Below are 22,000 nucleotides of genomic sequence, written 5' to 3'. Positions count from 1 at the left end.
TCGTTTCACGTGAAACGACGACGCGTTTCACGTGAAACACCAGAAACGCCCTACTCCGTCACAGGCGGGTCGCTCGGTTTCTCTCGGCTTCTCCACGATCCGATCGCGGCAACGCAGAAGGGCCGCACCCCGAGGGGTGCGGCCCTTCTCTCAGCTATGCAGAGCGCTGCACTCAGGCAGCGACGACCTCGACGTTGACCTTGGCGGCAACCTCGGGGTGCAGACGCACGGACGTCTCGTGGGCGCCCAGGGTCTTGATGGGCGAGCCCAGCTCGATGCGGCGCTTGTCGACCTCGGGGCCACCGGAAGCCTTGATCGCCGAAGCGACGTCGGCCGGGGTGACGGAACCGAAGAGACGACCGGCGTCGCCGGAGCGAACGGCCAGGCGGACCTTGACACCTTCGAGGCGGGCCTTGATCTCGTTGGCCTGCTCGATGGTGGCGATCTCGTGGATCTTGCGAGCACGACGAATCTGCTCGACGTCCTTCTCGCCGCCCTTGGTCCAGCGGATCGCAAAGTTCCGCGGGATCAGGTAGTTGCGAGCGTAGCCGTCCTTGACGTCGACGACGTCGCCCGCGGCACCGAGGCCGGAGACCTCGTGGGTGAGGATGATCTTCATTTGTCGGTCACCCTTCCCTTATCGCGCGGTGGACGTGTAGGGCAGCAGCGCCATCTCACGGCTGTTCTTCACAGCCGTGGCGACGTCACGCTGGTGCTGCGTGCAGTTGCCGGTCACGCGGCGGGCACGGATCTTGCCGCGGTCGGAAATGAACTTCCGCAGCATGTTCGTGTCCTTGTAGTCCACGTACGTGACCTTGTCCTTGCAGAAAGCGCAGACCTTCTTCTTCGGCTTGCGCACAGGCGGCTTCGCCATGGTGTATCTCCTGTGTGATCAAGAAGTGGGGGTACGACCCACCCTCGGCCCGAGGGCCTAGAAGGGGGGCTCGTCCGAGTAGCCGCCGCCGGAACCGCCGGCACCGCCGGAGTTTCCGCCCCAACCGCCACCGCCACCGCCGCCGCCCTGGTTGCCACCGGCGGGAGCGCCGGTCGCCCAGGGGTCGTCAGCGGGAGCGCCGCCGCCCTGCGGAGCGCCGCCGGAGCCACCGCCCCAGCCACCGCCCTGCTGGCCGCCGCCACCGCCGCCGTAACCACCCTGGCCGCCCTGGCCACTTCGACCCGTGGTCTTCGTGACCTTGGCCGTGGCGTTCTTCAGGCTGGCGCCGACTTCCTCGACGTCCAGCTCGTAGACCGTGCGCTTGACGCCCTCACGGTCATCGTAGGACCGCTGCTTCAGCCGGCCCTGCACGATGACGCGCATGCCTCGCGTGAGCGACTCTGCGACGTTCTCCGCCGCCTGACGCCAGACCGAGCAGGTCAGGAACAGGCTCTCGCCGTCCTTCCACTCGTTGGTCTGACGGTCGAAGGTGCGGGGAGTGGACGCGACACGGAACTTCGCGACCGCCGCACCGGAAGGGGTGAAGCGCAGCTCGGGGTCGTCGACAAGATTGCCGACAACCGTGATGACGGTCTCGCCTGCCATGGGGGTACCTCTCGGCGGGTTTGCTGCTGGCTGCTGGTGCTGCTACTCGATGCCCGAGATCAGCTGAGCTGGAAGCTCAGTGGGTCTCGGGACGGAGGACCTTGGTCCGGAGGACCGACTCGTTCAGGTTCATCTGGCGGTCGAGCTCCTTGACGACCGCAGGCTCGGCCTGCAGGTCGATGACCGAGTAGATGCCCTCGGGCTTCTTCTTGATCTCGTACGAGAGACGACGACGGCCCCAGGTGTCGACCTTTTCGACCTTTCCGGCGCCCTCACGGACGACGGAGAGGAAGTTCTCGATCAGGGGGGCGACAGCGCGCTCCTCCAGATCGGGGTCGAGGATGACCATCACTTCGTAGTGACGCATGTGGAACCCACCTCCTTTGGACTCAGCGGCCACGGTCGTTCCGTGGCAGGAGGGTTGTGATGCGTACGCAACGGTATCGGCCGCCACTGACAATCGGGGTCCCCGTCGGTGAAACCGAGCGGCAATCCCTGTCGTGACCTGGCCATGAGCCTGGGCAGACACCGGTGCAGACGGTACAGACTACCTGCACCCTGCCTTCCGGTTGAAATCCGACCGGGTTGACCCCCAGTCTGTACACATCGGGTGTGTATGGCGCTACGATGCGCCGCCTTCCGCAGGAGGTGCCTTATGGCACAGGTATTGCGACCGAACACCACCGGCTCACTCTTCGCCACGGACGGCAAGCCTCATCCCCTCCAGGACACCTTGCTCGCGGTGACTCTGGTGCTCGGGATCCTGGCCTTCGTCACGTCGATGTTCCACAGCCTCCATCTGATCAGCTCGTGGGCCGGCCTCGTCGGGATCCTCACCGGCGCCTACGGGCAGTTCATCTCCGTGACGACCCGGGAGCGCTTCGGACTGATCCTGGGACTCGGTCTCGCGGGGGTCGGTTTCTACCTCGGTCTGGCCCACGGCGGCCTCTTCGGTGGGACGTTCTGAGTCGAACGTCCGTTTTCCCCTGACCCCGGGACGCTCCACGTTCTCTTCCCGGGGTTCAGGTTGCATACGGCCAGACGGGGCGCTCGCAGGGCGCAGTAGGCTTCGGCGCGAGAGCCGGAGCCCTTGTACCCATGGGGACACACCAGCCCGAGGAGCGCCCCTAATGAGCCTGACCCTGAGGACCATCAGCCGTGAGCAGCATCTGGCGTACATCCAGAGCCTGCCCGCGGCCAGTCACATGCAGGTCCCCGCATGGGCAGACGTAAAGGCCGAATGGCGCTCCGAGAACCTCGGGTGGTTCGACGACCGGACCGGCGAGATGGTCGGCGCGGGCCTGGTGCTCTACCGCCAGCTGCCCAAGATCAAGCGTTACCTGGCCTACCTTCCCGAGGGCCCGGTCATCAACTGGTTCGCGCCGAACCTGGACGACTGGCTGCAGCCGATGCTCGCGCACCTCAAGCAGCAGGGCGCCTTCTCCGTGAAGATGGGCCCGCCGGTGATCATCCGGCGCTGGGAGGCCACCTCCATCAAGGGCGGCATCCAGAACCCGGACGTGAAGCGCCTGCGCGACATCGAGGCCGACTTCATCGAACCGCGCGCCTTCGAGGTGGCCGACAAGCTGCGCCGCATGGGCTGGCAGCAGGGCGAGGACGGCGGCGCCGGCTTCGGTGACGTCCAGCCCCGCTACGTCTTCCAGGTGCCGCTCGCCAACCGTTCGCTGGAAGAGGTCCACAAGAACTTCAACCAGCTCTGGCGCCGCAACATCAAGAAGGCCGAGAAGGCCGGCGTCGAGGTCGTCCAGGGTGGCTACCACGACCTGGAGGAGTGGCAGCGGCTCTACGAGATCACCGCGGTGCGCGACCACTTCCGGCCGCGCCCGCTGTCGTACTTCCAGCGCATGTGGACGGCCCTCAACACCGAGGACCCGAACCGCATGCGGCTCTACTTCGCGCGTCACAACGGCGTGAACCTCTCCGCCGCGACGATGCTCGTCGTGGGCGGCCACGTCTGGTACTCCTACGGTGCCTCGGACAACATCGGTCGCGAGGTCCGGCCCTCGAACGCGATGCAGTGGCGCATGCTGCGCGACTCGTACGCCCTCGGTGCCACGGTCTACGACCTGCGCGGCATCTCCGACTCGCTGGACGAGACCGACCACCTCTTCGGCCTCATCCAGTTCAAGGTGGGCACCGGCGGCGAGGCGGCCGAGTACCTCGGCGAGTGGGACTTCCCCCTCAACAAGCTGCTCCACAAGGCGCTCGACATCTACATGTCGCGCCGCTGAGCCGACCCGGAACACGTGCCAGGCCCCCGATCGAGCCCGGCACCTCCCCATCGGCCCGAGAAATCAGCGACAATTCGCTTTCGTACCTCTGAACACACGGCAGCCACGAGAAAGGTTCCGGGACCGGCCATGGCGCTCACGCTCTACGTCGACACCGCGCGCTGGCGGGCACACCACAAGCAGGTGTCCGAGCAGTTTCCGGGGCTGGTCCCCGTCTGCAAGGGCAACGGCTACGGCTTCGGCCACGAACGGCTCGCGGACGAGGCCACCCGCCTGGGCTCGGACATCCTCGCCGTGGGCACCACGTACGAGGCCGCCCGGATCAAGGACTGGTTCGGTGGCGATCTCCTGGTGCTGACGCCGTTCAGGCGCGGCGAGGAGCCCGTGCCGCTGCCCGACCGTGTCATCCGGTCGGTGTCGTCCATCGACGGCGTCTACGGCCTCGTGGGAGCCCGCGTGGTCATCGAGGTCATGTCCTCGATGAAGCGGCACGGTGTGAGCGAGCAGGACCTGCCGCATCTGCACGCCGCGATCGAGAACGTGCGGCTCGAGGGTTTCGCCATCCACCTGCCGCTGGACCGCACCGACGGCTCGGACGCCGTCGAGGAGGTCATCGGCTGGATGGACCGCCTCCGTGCGGCCCGCCTGCCGCTCCACACGATGTTCGTCAGCCACCTCAAGGCGGACGAACTCGCGCGGCTTCAGCAGCAGTTCCCGCAGACCCGCTTCCGCGCCCGCATCGGCACGCGGCTGTGGCTGGGGGACCACGAGGCCACCGAGTACCGCGGAGCCGTTCTGGACGTCACGCGCGTCTCCAAGGGCGACCGCTTCGGCTACCGGCAGCAGAAGGCCGCCTCGGACGGCTGGCTCGTCGTCGTGGCGGGCGGTACGTCGCACGGAGTGGGTCTGGAAGCCCCCAAGGCGCTGCACGGCGTCATGCCGCGGGCCAAGGGCGTCGCACGCGCCGGCCTGGCCACGGTGAACCGCAACCTCGCACCGTTCGTCTGGGCGGGCAAGCAGCGCTGGTTCGCGGAGCCCCCGCACATGCAGGTCTCCATCCTCTTCGTGCCCTCCGACGCCTCGGAGCCGAAGGTCGGCGACGAGCTCGTCGCGCACCTGCGGCACACCACGACGCAGTACGACCGGGTCGTCGAGCGCTGACATCGGGATCGGTTCCGACATCGCTCCAACTCATGTGAAAGGCCGTACACGGAGCCCGTGTACGGCCTTTCACATGACCTCTCGCGACCTCTCCCTGGTCTGTTCGCTCAGAGCGAACCGCCTTCGGGGGGCCCGCTCCGGCCACCCCACTCGACCGGAGGCTGTCCGTCGAAGTGCGCCGCATGCCGCGGCGGATGGGCCGCGGCGCCCAGGACGAACACGTCCTCGGCGCCGTCCAGGATCCCGCCCGACGGATCGTCGTCGCCGGCTCGCCGCACCACGTCGCGTTCGGGCATGAAGATGTCCCGGATCACCACCGCGCAGAGGTAGAGCGTTCCCAACAGGTGCACGGCGATCGCGACTTGGTATCCGTCGGTCGGAAGACCCTTGTGAGCGTCCCCGCTGGTCGTGTACGCGAGGTACATCCAGATCCCCAGGAAGTACGCGACCTCGCACGCCTGCCAGATCAGGAAGTCCCGCCAGCGCGGCCGTGCCAGAGCGGCGAGAGGGACGAGCCAGAGTACGTACTGCGGCGAGTAGACCTTGTTCGTCAGGATGAAGGCCGCGACGATCAGGAAAGCGAGCTGGGCGAACCGGGGCCGGCGGGGTGCGGTGAGCGTGACGGCGCTCAGCCCCGCGCACAGGAGCAGCATCATGATCAGCGCCCAGGTGTTGGCCGTGTCGGGAGTGATCGTGATCTTCAGCCACTGCGAGATGAACAGGAAGACCGAGCCGAAGTCGACCCCACGCTCCTGGCTGAAGGTGTAGAACTTCGACCACCCCTCGGGCGCGAAGTACATGACCGGAAGGTTCACCACGAGCCAGGCACCGACGGCCCCGAGAAGGGCTGTGCCGAACTCCCGCCACTTGCCGGCCCGCCAGCACAGCAGGAAGAGCGGACCGAGCACGAGGAACGGATAGAACTTGGCGGCCGTGGCGAGCCCGACCAGGATGCCGAAGGCCAGCGCGCGTCCCCGCGACCACATCAGCATCGCGGCGGCCAGGAGGGCCACAGCGAGGAGATCCCAGTTGATGGTGGCCGTGAGCGCGAAAGCGGGCGCGAGGGCCACCAGGAGGCCGTCCCAGGGGCGTCGCCGGTGGGTGCGGGCGGCACACACGGCGATGACCGCCGCGCACACCATGAGCATCCCAGCGTTGACCATCCAGTAGATCTGCTCCTGATCCTGGATGCTCCCGCTTCCCGGGGTGAGCCAGGCCGCCACCTCCATGAACACGCCGGTCAGCACCGGGTACTCGAGGTAGTCCATGTCGCCGGGGAGCTTGTCGAAGTAGGGCACGAGCCCGTCGGCGAATCCGCGGCCCTGATAGAGGTGCGGAATGTCCGAGTAGCACGCGTGCGTGTACTGCGAACTCGCTCCGAAGAACCAGCCTCCGTCGTAGCAGGGCAGCTTCTGGACCATGCCGAGGGCGAACATGCCGATCGCGATCAGGGCGACGACCCGCACGGGCGTCCACCAGGACGTCCCGAGCAGGGCTCGCCGCCCGATGGGACCGCCGATCAGTTCGCTGCCGCTGGCGGCGACCTCGTCATCCTTGGTCGGCCGCACCAGCTCCGGCTCGTGCGCGCTCACGCGCGTCGTCTCTGCACTGGGCATGCCGCACATCCTGCCGTACGTGTCCAGGAACGCGCTGAGGGCCGCCGCACCTGGTCGGTGCGGCGGCCCTCGTTTCACGTGAAACGGTGTGTTTCACGTGAAACACACACGGTGACGACTATCCGGTGCCTCCGAAGAGGCCCCCGCCATTGCCGTTGCTGTTGCCTCTGCTGGTCCCGTCGGTCGCGGACTCCGTCGGCGTCGACGTCACGCCTCCGTCGGTGCCTCCGTTGTCGGTGCCACCGTTGTCCGTCCCGCCGTTGTTGCAGGACCAGTCGAACTTGCCACAGGTCTCACTCGTCGAGGGCGAGGGCGACGTGAGCGTGGGGGTCGGCGTCGGGGTCGGCGTCGGGCTCGGCGACTCGCTCTTGCTGACCGTCGGAGTCGGTGTCGGGCTCGGGGTGTCGTTGAGCACCGTGCCGATCTCTTCGGGCTTGGGGAAGGTTTCCGCCTTCTCGCCCTTGAGCGCGACCTCCATGTAGTCCCGCCAGATCTGCGACGGGAATGAGGCGCCGTGGATGGTCTTCTCGCCACCCGTGCCGTACATCTGAAGGAACTTGCGGTTCTTCTTGGTCTCGTCGTCGTCCAGGCGGTACATGCTGATCGCCGTGGACAGCTGCGGGGTGTAGCCGACGAACCAGGCGGACTTGTTGCCGTCCGTAGTACCGGTCTTGCCCGCCACCTCACGGCCCTTGAGCTGGGCGTTCGTACCGGTGCCCTTCTCGACCACGGTCTTCAGGACGTCAGTGACGTTGTCGGCGACCTTCGAGCTGAAGGCCTCTGTGCTCTTCTCGACGTCGTCGTGCTGGAAGACGTTGCCGTCCCTGTTCGTGATCTTCTCGACCGAGTACGGGTCACGCTGCTCGCCGCTGGCGGCGAAGGTGGCGTAGGCACCGGCCATGCGGATCGCGCTCGGAGACGAGGTACCCAGCGAGAACGAGGGGAACCTGGAACTGGCGAGGCTGGACTCCTTGATGCCCGCGCGCAGCACAGAGTCCTTGACCTTGTCCAGGCCTACGTCCATACCCAACTGGACGTAGGCAGAGTTCACGGACTCGCGCATCGCCTCACGCAGGTCGATCTTGTAGCTGGGCGGGTTGTACGACTGCTGGCCGTCGTTCTGCTGCAGCCACTCCTTGCCCTTGTCGTCCTGCCAGTCGGTCCCGTTGTAGTCCTTGATCTTCAGCTTGTTCTTGCCGCTGTACAGACTCTTCGGGGAGACGATGGTGCGCTCGTCCTGCGCCTGCTCCTCGGGCCCTTCGGGATCCCGTGCCCCCCAGGTCATGGCCGCCGCCAGAACGAACGGCTTGAAGGTGGAGCCCACCTGCGCACCGGTCTGGTCGGCGTTGTTGGTGAAGTGCTTGGTGGCGTCAGAGCCGCCGTAGATGGCCTCGATCGCGCCGGTGCCTGGGTTGACCGATGCTCCGCCGAACTGGACGTACTTGTCCGTCTTCGGGCGCAGCTTCTCCTTGATGTTGGCTTTCTGCACCTTCTTCACCGAGGCCTCAAGGGCGTCGACCTTCTTCTTGTCGAAGGTCGTGTGGATCTCGTAGCCGCCCTGCCGAAGCTTGGTCTCGGTGATACCGGTCTTGTCGCTGTTGTTCACGATGTACGAGTTCGCCAGATCGACCAGGTAGCCGATCTGCCCGCCCAGTGCCGCGTTGGACCGCGGGCTCTGGACTTTGGGGAAGTCCTTGTACTTGGCGCGTTCCGTCTGCTTCAGGCGCCCGTCCTTGACCTCTTCGTTGAGGATCCACTCCCAGCGGGCCTCGGCACGCTTGCGGTTGGCCTGCGCCGTGGCGGCGGGGTCGATCGACGGTGACCCGGCGGGGTCGTAGTACGTGGCGCCCTTGAGCACGGCTGCCAGGAACGCGCACTGGCTCGGGTTCAGCTTTGTGGCTTCCGTGTTGAAGTAGGCCCGCGCGGCAGCCTGGATGCCGTAGGCGTTACGTCCGTAGTAGGCCGAGTTCAGGTAGCCGGCCATGATGTCTTCCTTCGGTACCGAGGCACCGACCTTGACGGAGACGAACAGCTCCTTGAACTTGCGGGAGATCGTCTGTGACTGATCGTCCAGCATGGCGTTCTTCACGTACTGCTGGGTGATGGTGGAGCCACCCTGTGTCTGTCCGCCCTTGGCCATGTTCACGAAGGCACGGGCGATACCCATCGGGTCGACACCGCTGTCGGACTCGAACGTCTTGTTCTCGGCCGACATCACCGCGTAGCGCATCTCCTTGGGGATCTGCGCGTAGCCGATGATCTGGCGGTTGGTCTCACCGCCCGTCGCGACCATCTGCTCGCCGCTCGCCCAGTAGTAGACGTTGTTCTGCGCGGTCGCCGTCTTGGCCTCGTCCGGGACACCGACCAGGGCGTACGCGACACCCGCGACCGCGACAAGGCTGCCGCAGAAGCCGATGAAGAGACCCGTCACGAGTTTCCAGGACGGCACCCAGCGCGCTGCGCCGTACTTGCCGGCGCGCGGGTAGTCGACGATGCGCTTCTTGGAGGGCTCGGGGGCGCGGCCACGACCGCGTCCGGGCCCGCTGGGCCCAGGGGGGCCACCACGCCGGCCGCCCCCGCCTCCAGGGCCGCCGGGACCGCCACGTCCGGCGCCGTCGGCGGCTCGGCGGCGGCCGCCGCTGCCTTTCTGTGCGGCTCGCCGTGCCTCGGCACGACTGCCGTACGCGCGCTCTTCACCCCCCGACTCGTAGGAATCGGAAGGAGACCCGGTGGCGCCTCGCGGTGCCGCGCGGCGGCCTGCGGACGGGTCGGGCTGACCGCGTCGGGCCGCGGCACGCCCGCCGCCCTGCGGCTGCGACGGTTTGCGACGGTGCTCGCTCATCGAACGATTACTCCTCGGGCAGGCGCACCTTTGCGCGCCTGGAAACGGCGGCTGGTTTCCGGTCCCCCCGAAGTACGGATGCGGTCGATCGCGCATTCACCCGTACTGCACCGAAGACGATGACGTCCTCAGTCGTCACTCGGTTCCCGGTGGTGTGCATGCCGCACAGACTACGCACCGTCAAAACCTGCCTAGCACCGAAGTTCACCCCAAATCAGGCAACTTGCTTCGTATGAATCAGTGATGTGACGCCGTTCACCTTGGCCCCTCTTGTCGCAACCGCAGAGGCGTTCTATCGTGCTGATGTATCGAGTCGATACATCAGCACGGCATAAACGTCGCGCTGACGAGGCAGCGACAGGGAGGAGGCGACAGTGAGCCGGCGTGCCGGGATCCTCGAGTTCGCCGTACTCGGCCTGCTCCGCGAGTCTCCGATGCACGGCTATGAGCTGCGCAAACGACTCAACACATCACTGGGTGTCTTCCGTGCCTTCAGCTACGGAACGCTCTACCCCTGCCTCAAGACGCTGGTCGCCAACGGCTGGTTGATCGAGGAAGCAGGATCCACACCCGAAGACGCTCTCACGGCAACACTCGCGGGACGTCGCGCCAAGATCGTCTATCGATTGACGGCAGAAGGTAAGGATCACTTCGAGGAACTTCTCGCGCAGACGGGTCCCGACGCCTACGAGGACGAGCACTTCGCTGCTCGCTTCGCCTTCTTCGGGCAGACGTCACGCGATGTGCGCATGCGCGTACTGGAAGGTCGCCGCAGCCGTCTGGAGGAGCGCCTCGAGAAGATGCGCGCCTCACTGGCGCGCACCCGAGAGCGCCTCGACGACTACACGCTTGAGCTCCAGCGCCACGGAATGGAGTCCGTGGAGCGCGAAGTGCGCTGGCTGAACGAGCTCATCGAGAGTGAGCGAGCCGGACGGGACATCAAGACTTCCGCCTCCGAAGGCTCCGCTCAGCAGGACAACACATCTGGAGAGACGGGCGGCCTGCCCCGGCACCGGGACAGCACCCGGCCGGATCCGTCCGACGACACCGTCACGTGAGACCCATTCGGGGTTTCACCGATACACACAGGGAGCAACCGGAATGGGTTCGGTTCGCGTAGCCATCGTCGGCGTGGGCAACTGCGCCGCCTCGCTGGTTCAGGGCGTCGAGTACTACAAGGACGCCGACCCGGCGGCCAAGGTCCCCGGCCTGATGCACGTCCAGTTCGGCGACTACCACGTCGGTGACGTCGAGTTCGTCGCCGCGTTCGACGTCGACGCGAAGAAGGTCGGCCTCGACCTCTCCGACGCCATCGGTGCCAGCGAGAACAACACCATCAAGATCTGCGACGTCCCCAACAAGGGCGTCACGGTCCAGCGCGGTCACACCCTGGACGGTCTCGGTAAGTACTACCGCATGACCATCGAGGAGTCCGCCGAGGCGCCGGTCGACGTGGTCCAGGTCCTCAAGGACAGGCAGGTCGACGTCCTGATCTGCTACCTGCCCGTCGGTTCCGAGGCCGCGGCGAAGTTCTACGCCCAGTGCGCCATCGACGCCAAGGTCGCCTTCGTCAACGCTCTCCCGGTCTTCATCGCCGGCACCAAGGAGTGGGCGGACAAGTTCACCGAGGCCGGCGTCCCGATCGTCGGCGACGACATCAAGTCGCAGGTCGGCGCCACCATCACGCACCGTGTGATGGCGAAGCTGTTCGAGGACCGCGGTGTCCGCCTTGAGCGCACGATGCAGCTCAACGTCGGCGGCAACATGGACTTCAAGAACATGCTGGAGCGCGACCGCCTCGAGTCCAAGAAGATCTCGAAGACGCAGGCCGTCACCTCGCAGATCCCCGACCGCGACATGGGCGAGAAGAACGTCCACATCGGTCCGTCGGACTACGTGGCCTGGCTCGACGACCGCAAGTGGGCGTACGTCCGCCTCGAGGGCCGTGCCTTCGGTGACGTCCCGCTGAACCTGGAGTACAAGCTCGAGGTCTGGGACTCCCCGAACTCGGCCGGTGTCATCATCGACGCCCTGCGCGCCGCGAAGATCGCCAAGGACCGCGGCATCGGTGGCCCGATCCTCTCCGCGTCGAGCTACTTCATGAAGTCCCCGCCGGTCCAGTACTTCGACGACGAGGCCTTCGCCAACGTCGAGAAGTTCATCAAGGGCGAGGTCGAGCGCTAAAAGCACAGCTCTTCGTGCTTGCTGTCGAAGGTCCCCGGGCACTGCGCCCGGGGACCTTCCCCGTATGTGAGGCTGTGCCCCATGGCTGTCGTGCGTGACGTGCGCGTCCTCCTGCGCTTTCAGGGGTTCAGACGCCTGCTCGCCGTACGACTGCTGTCGCAGGGCGCAGACGGTGTCTTCCAGGTCGCGCTGGCCACCTACGTCGTCTTCTCCCCGGAGAACCAGACCTCCGCAGCCTCCATCGCCTCCGCGATGGCGATCCTGCTGCTTCCGTACTCGCTGATCGGTCCCTTCGCGGGTGTCCTTCTGGACCGGTGGCGGCGGCGGCAGGTTTTTCTGTACGGCAATCTCCTGCGCACGGCCCTCGCGTGCCTGACAGCCGTTCTGATGCTGAGCCATGTCCCCGACTGGCTCTTCTACGTCTCGGCGCTCTGTGTCACCGCGGTCAACCGCTTCGTCCTGGCCGGGCTGTCGGCCTCACTGCCTCGCGTCGTCGATACGGATCGTCTGGTGCTGGCCAACTCCCTTTCCCCCACCGCCGGAACGTTGGCCGCCACGATGGGCGGAGGAATCGCGTTCGTCGTACGGCTGCTCGTCGCGGACTCCGACGCGGCGGTGGTCCTCGTAGGAGCCTCGCTGTACCTCTGCGCCGCCCTCGCCGCCGCCCGCATCGCGCCGGAACTCCTCGGGCCTGATCGCGAGTTGCTCCATCCACGTGTCGCCAAGGCACTCGCCGGCACCGCACGCGGCCTCGCCGCGGGTGTACGTCATCTCGCCCAGCCCCCGCGGCGGGAGGCGGCCTGGGCTCTGATGGCGATGACGCTGCTGCGCTTCTGCTACGGCGCCCTGACCGTCATGTTGCTGATGCTCTGCCGCTACGCCTGGGCGTCCGGATCGGACGACGGGCTCGCTCTCCTGGGAGTCGCGGTGGGCGTCTCGGGGGCGGGCTTCTTCGTCGCCGCCTTGGTGACGCCCTGGGCGGCAGGGCGGCTGGGCCCCGGCCGCTGGATCGCGGTCTGCGCCGCCGGCGCCGCGGTCCTGGAGCCCGCGCTCTGCCTTCCCTTCGCACCCACACCGATGCTGGTCGCCGCATTCGTCCTGGGAGTGACCACTCAGGGCGCGAAGATCGCGACAGACACGATCGTGCAGTCGTCGGTGGACGACGGCTTCCGCGGCCGGATCTTCTCCGTCTACGACGTCCTGTTCAACGTCGCGTTCGTGGGAGCAGCCGGAGTGGCCGCGCTGATGCTGCCTTCTGACGGCCGGTCGACTGCCCTTGTGGTGACGGTGGCGGCAATCTACGCGGGCATTGCGGCAGCTATGGCCCGCTTTGAACTCCAGTAAGTGTCACATCAGTGCCACAGAGCCAATCCTGGCTACTGCGTTGTCACTGGGGCCCGATAACTTATGTGCGTCTTATACGCGCCACGCGCCAGCGTTCCAATGGGGGGACTCCCAGTGACCACACCGCCGCCTCAGGGCCAGAACCCGTTCGCTCAGGGCCAGCAGCCTTACGGGCCTCCGCCCCAGGGCCAGAACCCGTACGCCCAGCAGCCCCCGCAGGGCTACCCGCAGCAGCCCGGCCAGCCTGGCTTCCCTCAGCAGCAGGCCGCAGGCTTCGCCCCTCCGCAGCAGCCGAAGCGGGGGATCAAGCCCTACCTGCGGATAATCGGCGGCGTCGTGGTCGCCGTCCTGGTCATTGGCGGCTACCTGTTCAGCAAGGACAACGAAGACGCCAAGAAGCTCGCCGTCGGCGACTGCCTCTACAACAAGGGCAGCGACAGCGACCCCGACGTGGTGCAGGTCGACTGCACCAACGCCAAGGCGACGCACAAGGTCCTCAAGAAGGCGGACGGCGCTTCGGTTCCTGAGCTGACGTGCCAGAGCGTCACGGGAACGACGGCGACGCTGACATGGGAAGAGACGGGTGAGTCCTTCACCCTCTGCCTGGGCGACAACAAGTAACACCTGGATGTGACCCGCCGGCCGGTGTTTCACGTGAAACATTCGCCGAGCTCCGAACGGCACCGCATCGGTTCCCCATGCGGTGCCGTTCGCATATGACTTCCGAGGTTCGGGACGATGCCTGGCCGCGGCGCCAGGCCGACCGCCCGAGTGCGGGGGCGTCATGTTTCACGTGAAACATGACGCCCCCGCGCCTCAGCCCTGCTCGGCCCACCACTCCTTGAGTGCTGCCGTCGCCGCTTCATGCTCCATCGGACCGTTCTCCAGGCGCAGCTCCAGCAGGAACTTGTAGGCCTGACCGATCGCGGGCCCCGGTCCGATGTCCAGGATCTCCATGATCTGGTTGCCGTCGAGGTCCGGACGGATCGCGTCGAGTTCCTCCTGCTCCTGGAGCTGCCCGATGCGATCCTCCAATCCGTCGTAGGCGCGGGAGAGGGCAGCGGCCCGGCGCTTGTTCCGAGTGGTGCAGTCGGAGCGCGTCAGCTTGTGAAGGCGACCGAGGAGCGGGCCGGCGTCCCGGACGTAGCGCCGCACGGCTGAGTCCGTCCACTCGCCGGTGCCGTAGCCGTGGAAGCGCAGATGCAGCTCGACCAGACGTGAGACGTCCTTCACGAGATCGTTCGAGTACTTGAGCGCCGTCATCCGCTTCTTGGTCATCTTGGCGCCGACGACCTCGTGGTGGTGGAACGACACCCGCCCGTCGTTCTCGAAGCGACGGGTCCGCGGCTTGCCGATGTCGTGCAGCAGCGCGGCGAGCCGGAGGACCAGATCGGGCCCCTCCTCCTCGAGCGCCATCGCCTGTTCCAGGACGATCAGCGTGTGCTCGTAGACGTCCTTGTGCCGGTGGTGCTCGTCACTCTCCAGCCGCAGCGCGGGAAGCTCGGGCAGCACGTACTCGGCGAGGCCGGTGTCGACGAGCAGAGTGAGGCCCTTGCGGGGGTGCGCAGACAGAATGAGCTTGTTCAGCTCGTCCCGCACACGCTCCGCCGAGACGATCTCGATACGTCCGGCCATGTCCGTCATGGCCGCCACGACCTCGGGCGCCACCTCGAAGTCGAGCTGTGCGGCGAACCGCGCGGCCCGCATCATGCGCAGCGGATCGTCGGAGAAGGAGGCCTCCGGAGTGCCGGGGGTGCGCAGGACGCGTCCCTCCAGGTCCTCCAGGCCTCCGTGCGGGTCGATGAACTCCTTCTCCGGCAAAGCCACGGCCATCGCGTTCACCGTGAAGTCGCGACGGACGAGGTCCTCCTCGATGGAGTCGCCGTAGGACACCTCGGGCTTGCGCGAGGTCCGGTCATACGCCTCGGACCGGTACGTGGTGATCTCGATCTGGAACGTCTGCTCCACATCGCCCACGCGGGCGTCCTTCTGAGCCCCCACGGTGCCGAAGGCGATCCCGACCTCCCACACGGCGTCCGCCCACGGACGGACGATCTTCAACACGTCCTCGGGCCGGGCGTCCGTCGTGAAGTCCAGGTCATTGCCGAGCCGGCCCAGGAGCGCGTCCCGGACCGAGCCGCCCACCAGGGCAAGCGAGAACCCCGCCTCCTGGAAACGGCGGGCGAGCTCGTCGGCGACAGGGGACACCCGCAGCAGTTCACTCACCGCGCGGCGCTGCACCTGACTCAGGGCGCTGGGATTGTCTTCATTGGCGTTCGGCACAACAGAAAAGGGTACGTGGCCGGGACGCCGGGAAGCGCCTCCATAAATCTTGTACCGCCGTCCCCTATTTCACGGGCATAGATAGGCCCACATACAGGACAGTCGGCGCTCTCCGCCGATCTTGTGGACCACTCCGCGGCACTTACCCTCGGCGCGCATCGTTACCATGCGTGGACGCACATTCCGACGACCACTGACGACGACGAGGACGGGCGAGCGCGTGGCCGAGGCGGCAGACTTCCAGGGGACGAGTCCCTCACCTGCCCGTCGGTGGCTCCGGCGCAGCGGTGTACTGCTGGCCGGGGCGCCGTTGCTGGCCGGGCTGCTCCAGCTACCCCTCGGCGTACCCGCACAAGCCGCTGAGAAGGCCTCTGCGGCCGATGCCGCGAGCTCGGGCGGGGTGGACATCAACATCGCGTCCCTGAGCCCCAGTGCCCCCACGGACGGCGACACGGTCACCGTCTCCGGTTCGGTCACCAACAGGAGCAAGCAGACCGTCACGGATGCCCACGTGGGTATCCGTGTGGGCTCGTCCCCCCTGACCACGCGTTCCGCCATCGACACCGCCGCGAAGCTCACCAGCTTCCAGCCCGGCCTCGACGCGGCCGAGGTCGGCGGCAAGTACGTCGAGAAGGTCGCCCGGCTCGCCGCGGGCAGCTCGCAGAACTTCAGCATCTCGGTTCCGGTCAAGGACCTCGATCTGGGGGACGACGGGGTCTACCAGCTGGGTGTCTCCCTCACGGGCCGGACGACGGCCCAGCAGTGGGACCAGGTGCTCGGCATCAAGCGGACGTTCCTTCCGTGGCAGCCCGACGCGGCGGACACGAAGACGAAGACGACATACCTCTGGCCGCTGATCTCCTCGGTCCACCTCACGGCTGAGACCGGTTCGGACGAGCAGCAGACGCGTGTCTTCAAGAACGACGACCTGGCCAAGGAGATCTCCCCGGGCGGCCGGCTGGACCAGCTCCTGTCGCTGGGCAGTGGGCTCGACGTCACGTGGGTGCTGGACCCGGACGTGCTGGCCTCGGTCGACGCCATGAGGGGCGGCTACCGCGTCCAGCAGCCCGACGGCAAAACCGTGGCCGGGAGCGAGAAGAACCGGGAGCTGGCCAAGGCCTGGCTCGACAGACTCGAGAAGACGGTCCAGGGCCAGAAGATCGTCGCGCTCCCCTTTGCCGACCCCGACATCGCGTCCCTCGCCCACAGCGGCAGGGTCACCGGCTCTCTGAGCCGCCTCAAGGACGCCACCGATGTGGCTTCCGACACGGTCGCATCGATCGTCCACGTGAAGCCCAGTACGGACTTCACCTGGCCGGTGGACGGAGCGATCGACCCTTCGATCGTGAATGTGGCGACCTCTGCCGGCGCGGACAAGGTCATCGCCCGCAGCGACAGTCTTCAGGAGACGGGCGGGCTGGCGTACACGCCGAGCGCCGCCCGCCCCATCGGGGGCGGCACGACGGCGGTCGTCGCCGACGAGCGGCTGTCGACCGCGTTCCAGGGCGACATGCTCAAGGCCGGTAACTCCACACTCGCCGTCCAGAAGTTCCTCGCTCAGAGCTTGATGATCAACCTTCAGGACGCGGACCAGCGCAGCATCGTCGTCGCGCCGCAGCGTATGCCCACCGCCAGCCAGGCACAGTCCATGGCCGCGGCCCTGAGGACGCTCCAGCAGGGGAACTGGTCGGAGTCGCAGGGGCTGGCGGCCGCCGCCAAGGCCAAGCCGGACCCGGGGGCCACCACACGGGTTCCCCCAGCCTCTTCGTACCCGCGCGCCCTGAAGAGTCAGCAGCTGCCGGCCTCGGCCTTCGACTGGATACAAGGCACGCAGACCAAGCTCGACAAGTTTCAGGTGATCCTGACCGACAAGTCACGCGTGGCCACGCCCTTCGGCCTGGCCATGAACCGAGGGATGTCGACGTCCTGGCGCGGCCGCCCCGCCGAGGGCAAGGTCTTCCGCGACGCTGTGGACTCCTACCTCGACGGGCTCACCGGGCTGGTGCACCTCATCGAGAAGTCGGACGCGAAGCTCTCGGGTCGTAGCGCCACGATCCCCGTGACCGTCCAGAACAACCTGGTCCAGGGTGTCGGCCACCTCACGCTGCGCCTCACGTCCATGCAGCCGACCCGCCTCAAGATCGGCAACGGGCCGTTCGACGAGAAGCTGATCAAGGTCGCGGGTGAACACAGCCAGTCGGTGAAGTTCACCACCTCCACCAAGGCCAACGGCCCGGTGAAGGTCGTCGCCCAGCTGTACACGGAGGACGGGCAGCCCTACGGCGCCGCGGTGCCCTTCGAGGTCAAGGTCACGGAGATCACCTCCACCGTGATGCTCGTCATCGGTGGCGGCGTCCTGCTCCTCGTGCTCGCCGGTTTCCGGATGTACACGCAGCGCAAGCGGGCTGCCGCCCAACAGGCCGAGGACGGACCCGAGGACGGTCCCGAGGCCGAGGGCGTGAACAAGGACACCGATGGCACCGTAGAGACTGAGGACGCCGAAGACTCCGAGGCCGGTCAGGAGAGCACGACCGGCCCGAACTCGGGGGCTGACGACCCGGGGCACCCGAGTGACCCGACACCGGACACCGCTCCGGAAAGCGCCGACCCGTCCGGCACGGGTGAGAGAGTGGACCGTTGAGCGATGTCGTGGCCGGTGGGCCCGGGGACGATGAGGTGGGGTAACCATGAACGCGCCGTACGACGGTGACCGCGGTCAGGGGGCGGGACCCTCGGGTTATCCCGAGGAGTACCCGGACCAGGACGCGGGCCGCTCCGGCTACCCCGAGGGCACGCCGGAGCCCGGCCAGATGCCGCCGGGACATCCCGCGGACATGTATCTCCAGGACGCCTACGACCAGGATCCCTACCGGGGGCAGGACCTCTCGGCCCAGGACCCGGTGGCCGAGGCGCTCTACGACCGCGCCGCGCACCCTCCGCCGCCTCCTGGCTCGTACTACCCGCAGCAGCCGCTCTACGCCCAGCCGCCCACGCCGCAGTACGCCCCCGACCCGCGGGTGTGGGCCCAGACGCCCCCTCCCGAGCCCTCGGGACCGACCCGGCACCTGCCGTACGGCGACGACGCCCGGACCACCCAGTACGTGGGGGTGGACGACCTGGTCACCCAGGCCGGCGAGGAGCAGCATGAGCCCGACGCCTTCGCGCACCTCTTCCGCGACCAGCAGCAAGGTGGCGTCCGTAACGCCTACGCCGCGGCCCCCGTCCCGGCGCCGGCACCCGAAGCGGCTCCGTCCGTCGCCGAGCCTCCCATGGCCCCGCCGCCGGCTCCGGCCGCGAAGTCGGGTGGCCGGGCCTCGGGCTTGCTGAAGTCGAGCGCGGTGATGGCGGCGGGCACCCTGGTGTCCCGCCTCACCGGCTTCGTCCGCACCATGATCATCACGGCGGCTCTCGGCGCGGCGACGCTCGGTGACGCCTGGACGGTGGCGTACACACTGCCGACGATGATCTACATCCTGACGGTCGGCGGCGGACTCAACTCCGTGTTCGTGCCGCAACTGGTGCGGTCCATGAAGGAGGACGACGACGGGGGCGAGGCCTACGCCAACCGCCTGCTGACGCTCGTCATGGTCGCCCTCGGCGTCATCGTCACCGCCGCGGTGTTCATCGCGCCGGTGCTGATCCAACTGATGTCGGACCCCATCGCGAGCAACGCGGCGGCCAACAACGTGGCGGTCACCTTCGCCCGTTACTGCCTGCCCACGATCTTCTTCATGGGCGTCCACGTGGTCATGGGCCAGATCCTCAACGCCCGCGGGAAGTTCGGCGCGATGATGTGGACTCCGGTCCTGAACAACATCGTCATGATCTTCACCTTCGGGACGTTCCTCTGGGTCTACGGGACCGCGCGGCACTCCGGCATGACGGTGAGCAACATCCCGCCGGACGGCGTCCGCCTCCTGGGCATCGGCACCCTGCTCGGCCTCGTCGTGCAGGCCGGGGCGATGGTTCCCTACCTGCGCGAGGCAGGCTTCCGATTCCGTCCGCGCTTCGACTGGCGTGGTCACGGCCTCGGGAAGGCCATCCATCTGGCCAAGTGGACCGTGCTCTTCGTCCTCGCCAACCAAGCGGGCGTCATCGTCGTCACCCAGCTCGCGACCGCGGCACAGAAGGCTTCCGGCAAGGGCGGAACAGGCATCCTGGCCTACTCCAACGCCCAGCTGATCTGGGGCATGCCTCAGGCGATCATCACGGTGTCGGTCATGGCGGCCATGCTTCCGCGCATCTCGCGAGCGGCCCACGACGGTGACCCGGGTGCCGTCCGCGACGACATCTCGCAGGGTCTGCGGACCTCGGCGGTGGCGATCGTCCCGGTGTCCTTCATGTTCATCGCCCTGGGCATCCCCATGTGCACACTGCTCTTCGGGTCCAGCGGCCTCCAGGCCGCCGAATCCCAGGGCTACGTACTCATGGCCTTCGCGCTCGGCCTGATCCCGTTCTCGGTGCAGTACGTGATCCTCCGCGGTTTCTACGCCTACGAGGACACGCGCACCCCCTTCTACAACACGGTCATCGTGGCCGGCGTCAACGCCGCCGCGTCCGCTGTCTGTTACGTGGTGCTGCCCGCACAGTGGGCCGTCGTCGGCATGGCCGGCGCCTACGGCCTGGCGTACGCCGTGGGTGTCGGAGTGGCCTGGCAGCGCCTGCGCAGGCGGCTCGGCGGCGACCTGGACGGCGCGCGCGTGCTGCGTACGTACGCGCGTCTCTGCCTCGCGTCCATCCCGGGCGCCGTGGTGGGCGGCGCCGTCGGCTTCGCGGTCACCCGGGTTCTCGGACACGGAGCGATCGGCTCGATCGCGGCGCTCGTCACCGGAACGATCGCCCTGCTGGGCGTGTTCTACATCGCGGCGCGCAAGATGCGTATCGAAGAGCTCAATTCAATGGTCGGAATGGTCCGCGGGCGCCTGGGGCGCTGAGGCGGGGGTACGCGCACAACCATCGTCCGTCGCCGCGTGTCGTGCATAGCGCCGGACTGTGGGCACAATTGGTTTCTGCGTCGGACAGTGCGCAACGGATGGGGAGGCAGGGACGACGGTGGCGGAACGGAGCACGTCTGCCGTCGACGTGGCAGACAACAGCGGTGACGAACCGCTGACCGCGAAGGCGGACCAGTCCACGTCCGACGGGGTGGCCCAGGACCGGGAGCGGGAAACGGAAAGCGAAGAGGCACAGGGGAGCGGCGGGACCGAGAGTCCCGGGAAGGCCTCACCGCCCGAACTGCACAGTGGTCACAAACTCGCGAGGCGCTATCGCCTCGAAGAGTGCGTCACCCGTCTGGACGGCTTCAGCAGTTGGCGTGCGGTGGACGAGAAACTCCGCCGTGCCGTCGGTGTCCATCTGCTGCCCGCCGACCATCCGCGGGCCCGTTCGGTACTCGCGGCGGCCCGTTCATCGGCCCTGCTGGGTGATCCCCGCTTCGTCCAGGTCCTGGACGCGGTCGAGGAGAACGACCTTGTCTACGTGGTCCACGAATGGCTGCCGGACGCCACGGAGCTGACCGCTCTCCTCGCCGCGGGCCCTCTCGAGGTGCACGAGGCCTACCAGATGGTCAGTCAGGTCTCCCAGGCGATGGCCGCCGCGCACCGTGAGGGGCTCGCGCATCTGCGGCTCACGCCGGGTGCCGTGCTCCGCACGTCGTCCGGTCAGTGGCGCATCCGCGGGCTCGCCGTGAACGCCGCCCTGCGGGGCATCAGTTCCGACACCCCCCAGCGCAGCGACACCGAGGCGATCGGCGCACTCCTGTACGCCTCGCTCACCCAGCGCTGGCCGTACGAGAGCGATGCCTACGGCCTCTCGGGGCTGCCCAAGGGCGTCGGCCTGATCGCACCCGACCAGGTGCGCGCCGGAGTCCACCGCGGCCTGTCGGAGCTCGCCATGCGCGCGCTCGCCAATGACGGGGCGACCGCCTCCCGGCACGAGTCGCCGTGCACGACGCCGGAGGAGCTCGTGAAGGCGATCAGCGAGATGCCCCGCATCCGCCCGCCGGAGCCCGCGTTCACCGCCCCGCCCGAATACCAGCGCACGTCGTACCAGCAGGGCACCTACGGCCGCCAGGGTCCCCCCGGCGCCCCCCAGCCGGTGGCGGCCCCGCCCCCACCGCTGCAGAGCCGTACCGGCAAGGCTCTCAAGTGGGCCGTGTCCGCGCTGCTCATCGCCGCGCTGGGACTGGGCAGTTGGCAGCTCGCCGACGCGCTCATGGACCGGGGCAACAAGTCCGACGACACCAAACAGACGCACACGACCGACGGCAACGACAAGAACGGCGACCAGACCAGGCCGGTCAGGCCGATCAAGATCCAGAACGCGCAGGAGTACGTTGCCGAGGGCTCCGCGCAGGCCGCTGGAGACGTGGGCAAGACCTTCGACGGCGACAGCACCACGTACTGGCGCACCAAGAAGTACAACGCCGGTCCCAAGCTCGCGCCGTACAAGCCCGGCGTGGGCATCGTCTATGACCTGGGTTCGGCGCAGACGGTGTCGGCCGCCTCGATAGGGCTTCGGTACGCGGGTGACCACACGACCGTCCATCTCTACGCAGCCGATTCCCTGACGCCCTCGACGTCCGTCGACGGGATGAAGGAGATCGGAACGGCCACCACGACCGGCACCACCATGAAGGTGAAGGCGTCCAAGTCGGTCAAGACCCAGTACGTCCTCCTGTGGATCACCGACGTGCCGAATGCTCCCAGCGACGGCTACAGCAGCGCCGGCTACAAGCAGGCCGTCACGGACGTGAAGTTCACCGGCTGACGTTCGTCGA

General features: G+C 67.4%; 17 protein-coding genes. 10 read left to right on the top strand and 7 right to left on the bottom strand.

Annotation, left to right across the window (positions count from 1 at the left end):
• Window positions 1–172 precede the first annotated feature (172 nt).
• The 4 genes from rplI to rpsF form a co-directional block, all read right to left on the bottom strand.
• On the bottom strand, window positions 173–619 hold the full coding sequence (gene rplI / locus OG406_RS20515; protein ID WP_081218312.1) for a 50S ribosomal protein L9: 447 nt from the start codon (window positions 617–619) through the stop codon (window positions 173–175).
• Window positions 620–637: 18 nt separating this feature from the next.
• On the bottom strand, window positions 638–874 hold the full coding sequence (rpsR, locus tag OG406_RS20510) for a 30S ribosomal protein S18 (RefSeq protein WP_003949403.1): 237 nt from the start codon (window positions 872–874) through the stop codon (window positions 638–640).
• Between the two features lie 57 nt (window positions 875–931).
• A complete protein-coding gene (locus OG406_RS20505) occupies window positions 932–1,540 on the bottom strand; it encodes a single-stranded DNA-binding protein (RefSeq protein WP_164372693.1) in 609 nt (202 codons plus the stop codon).
• A gap of 76 nt (window positions 1,541–1,616) precedes the next feature.
• On the bottom strand, window positions 1,617–1,907 hold the full coding sequence (gene rpsF / locus OG406_RS20500) for a 30S ribosomal protein S6 (RefSeq protein ID WP_037615007.1): 291 nt from the start codon (window positions 1,905–1,907) through the stop codon (window positions 1,617–1,619).
• 288 nt (window positions 1,908–2,195) lie between these two features.
• Between rpsF and OG406_RS20495 the strand changes: the two genes are divergently transcribed.
• From OG406_RS20495 to OG406_RS20485, 3 genes are all read left to right on the top strand, one after another.
• Window positions 2,196–2,507, top strand: coding sequence for a hypothetical protein (locus tag OG406_RS20495; protein WP_164372695.1), 312 nt, complete (start codon window positions 2,196–2,198; stop codon window positions 2,505–2,507).
• Between the two features lie 163 nt (window positions 2,508–2,670).
• Complete coding sequence (gene femX / locus OG406_RS20490) at window positions 2,671–3,792, top strand: peptidoglycan bridge formation glycyltransferase FemX (protein WP_081218315.1); 1,122 nt, start codon at window positions 2,671–2,673, stop codon at window positions 3,790–3,792.
• Between the two features lie 129 nt (window positions 3,793–3,921).
• A complete protein-coding gene (locus OG406_RS20485) occupies window positions 3,922–4,953 on the top strand; it encodes an alanine racemase (RefSeq protein WP_081218316.1) in 1,032 nt (343 codons plus the stop codon).
• Between the two features lie 107 nt (window positions 4,954–5,060).
• On the opposite strand, the gene OG406_RS20480 is transcribed toward OG406_RS20485, so the two are convergent.
• Entirely contained in the window at window positions 5,061–6,569 is a 1,509-nt protein-coding gene (locus OG406_RS20480) for a glycosyltransferase family 87 protein (protein WP_164372696.1), read from the bottom strand.
• A gap of 118 nt (window positions 6,570–6,687) precedes the next feature.
• Entirely contained in the window at window positions 6,688–9,411 is a 2,724-nt protein-coding gene (locus OG406_RS20475; protein WP_329187075.1) for a transglycosylase domain-containing protein, read from the bottom strand.
• A gap of 374 nt (window positions 9,412–9,785) precedes the next feature.
• On the opposite strand from OG406_RS20475, the gene OG406_RS20470 reads away from it, so the two are divergent.
• From OG406_RS20470 to OG406_RS20455, 4 genes are all read left to right on the top strand, one after another.
• Entirely contained in the window at window positions 9,786–10,469 is a 684-nt protein-coding gene (locus OG406_RS20470) for a PadR family transcriptional regulator (RefSeq protein ID WP_081218319.1), read from the top strand.
• Between the two features lie 43 nt (window positions 10,470–10,512).
• Complete coding sequence (locus tag OG406_RS20465) at window positions 10,513–11,595, top strand: inositol-3-phosphate synthase (RefSeq protein WP_329187072.1); 1,083 nt, start codon at window positions 10,513–10,515, stop codon at window positions 11,593–11,595.
• An 81-nt stretch (window positions 11,596–11,676) separates the two neighbouring features.
• The gene (locus tag OG406_RS20460) at window positions 11,677–12,939 is read left to right on the top strand and encodes an MFS transporter (protein WP_164372700.1); all 1,263 of its coding nucleotides are present in this window, start codon (window positions 11,677–11,679) and stop codon (window positions 12,937–12,939) included.
• Window positions 12,940–13,053: 114 nt separating this feature from the next.
• Window positions 13,054–13,560 (top strand): LppU/SCO3897 family protein, encoded by a 507-nt coding sequence (locus tag OG406_RS20455; protein WP_164372701.1) that lies wholly within the window; start codon window positions 13,054–13,056, stop codon window positions 13,558–13,560.
• A gap of 195 nt (window positions 13,561–13,755) precedes the next feature.
• Here the strand turns inward: OG406_RS20455 and OG406_RS20450 are convergent, their stop codons facing one another.
• A complete protein-coding gene (locus OG406_RS20450; protein WP_267051334.1) occupies window positions 13,756–15,222 on the bottom strand; it encodes a CCA tRNA nucleotidyltransferase in 1,467 nt (488 codons plus the stop codon).
• Between the two features lie 220 nt (window positions 15,223–15,442).
• Between OG406_RS20450 and OG406_RS20445 the strand changes: the two genes are divergently transcribed.
• From OG406_RS20445 to OG406_RS20435, 3 genes are all read left to right on the top strand, one after another.
• Window positions 15,443–17,863 carry a DUF6049 family protein gene (locus OG406_RS20445; protein WP_329187070.1) on the top strand — a complete coding sequence of 807 codons (2,421 nt, stop codon included), beginning with the start codon at window positions 15,443–15,445 and terminating at the stop codon, window positions 17,861–17,863.
• Between the two features lie 46 nt (window positions 17,864–17,909).
• The gene (murJ, locus tag OG406_RS20440) at window positions 17,910–20,156 is read left to right on the top strand and encodes a murein biosynthesis integral membrane protein MurJ (protein ID WP_266615098.1); all 2,247 of its coding nucleotides are present in this window, start codon (window positions 17,910–17,912) and stop codon (window positions 20,154–20,156) included.
• Window positions 20,157–20,274: 118 nt separating this feature from the next.
• Window positions 20,275–21,990 carry a protein kinase family protein gene (locus tag OG406_RS20435; RefSeq protein ID WP_266615100.1) on the top strand — a complete coding sequence of 572 codons (1,716 nt, stop codon included), beginning with the start codon at window positions 20,275–20,277 and terminating at the stop codon, window positions 21,988–21,990.
• The last annotated feature ends 10 nt before the right edge of the window (window positions 21,991–22,000 follow it).

The organism is Streptomyces sp. NBC_01428 (assembly GCF_036231965.1).
Classification (GTDB): Bacteria; Actinomycetota; Actinomycetes; order Streptomycetales; family Streptomycetaceae; genus Streptomyces.
The sequence above is the reverse complement of the archived record's forward strand: the minus strand, read 5'-3'. Positions and strand labels throughout refer to the sequence as shown.

Coding starts and splice junctions, on each gene's coding strand:
- rplI (WP_081218312.1), bottom strand. CDS start 619: ATGAAGATCATCCTCACCCACGAGGTCTCCGGCCTCGGTGCCGCGGGC.
- rpsR (WP_003949403.1), bottom strand. CDS start 874: ATGGCGAAGCCGCCTGTGCGCAAGCCGAAGAAGAAGGTCTGCGCTTTC.
- OG406_RS20505 (WP_164372693.1), bottom strand. CDS start 1,540: ATGGCAGGCGAGACCGTCATCACGGTTGTCGGCAATCTTGTCGACGAC.
- rpsF (WP_037615007.1), bottom strand. CDS start 1,907: ATGCGTCACTACGAAGTGATGGTCATCCTCGACCCCGATCTGGAGGAG.
- OG406_RS20495 (WP_164372695.1), top strand. CDS start 2,196: ATGGCACAGGTATTGCGACCGAACACCACCGGCTCACTCTTCGCCACG.
- femX (WP_081218315.1), top strand. CDS start 2,671: ATGAGCCTGACCCTGAGGACCATCAGCCGTGAGCAGCATCTGGCGTAC.
- OG406_RS20485 (WP_081218316.1), top strand. CDS start 3,922: ATGGCGCTCACGCTCTACGTCGACACCGCGCGCTGGCGGGCACACCAC.
- OG406_RS20480 (WP_164372696.1), bottom strand. CDS start 6,569: ATGCCCAGTGCAGAGACGACGCGCGTGAGCGCGCACGAGCCGGAGCTG.
- OG406_RS20475 (WP_329187075.1), bottom strand. CDS start 9,411: ATGAGCGAGCACCGTCGCAAACCGTCGCAGCCGCAGGGCGGCGGGCGT.
- OG406_RS20465 (WP_329187072.1), top strand. CDS start 10,513: ATGGGTTCGGTTCGCGTAGCCATCGTCGGCGTGGGCAACTGCGCCGCC.
- OG406_RS20460 (WP_164372700.1), top strand. CDS start 11,677: ATGGCTGTCGTGCGTGACGTGCGCGTCCTCCTGCGCTTTCAGGGGTTC.
- murJ (WP_266615098.1), top strand. CDS start 17,910: ATGAACGCGCCGTACGACGGTGACCGCGGTCAGGGGGCGGGACCCTCG.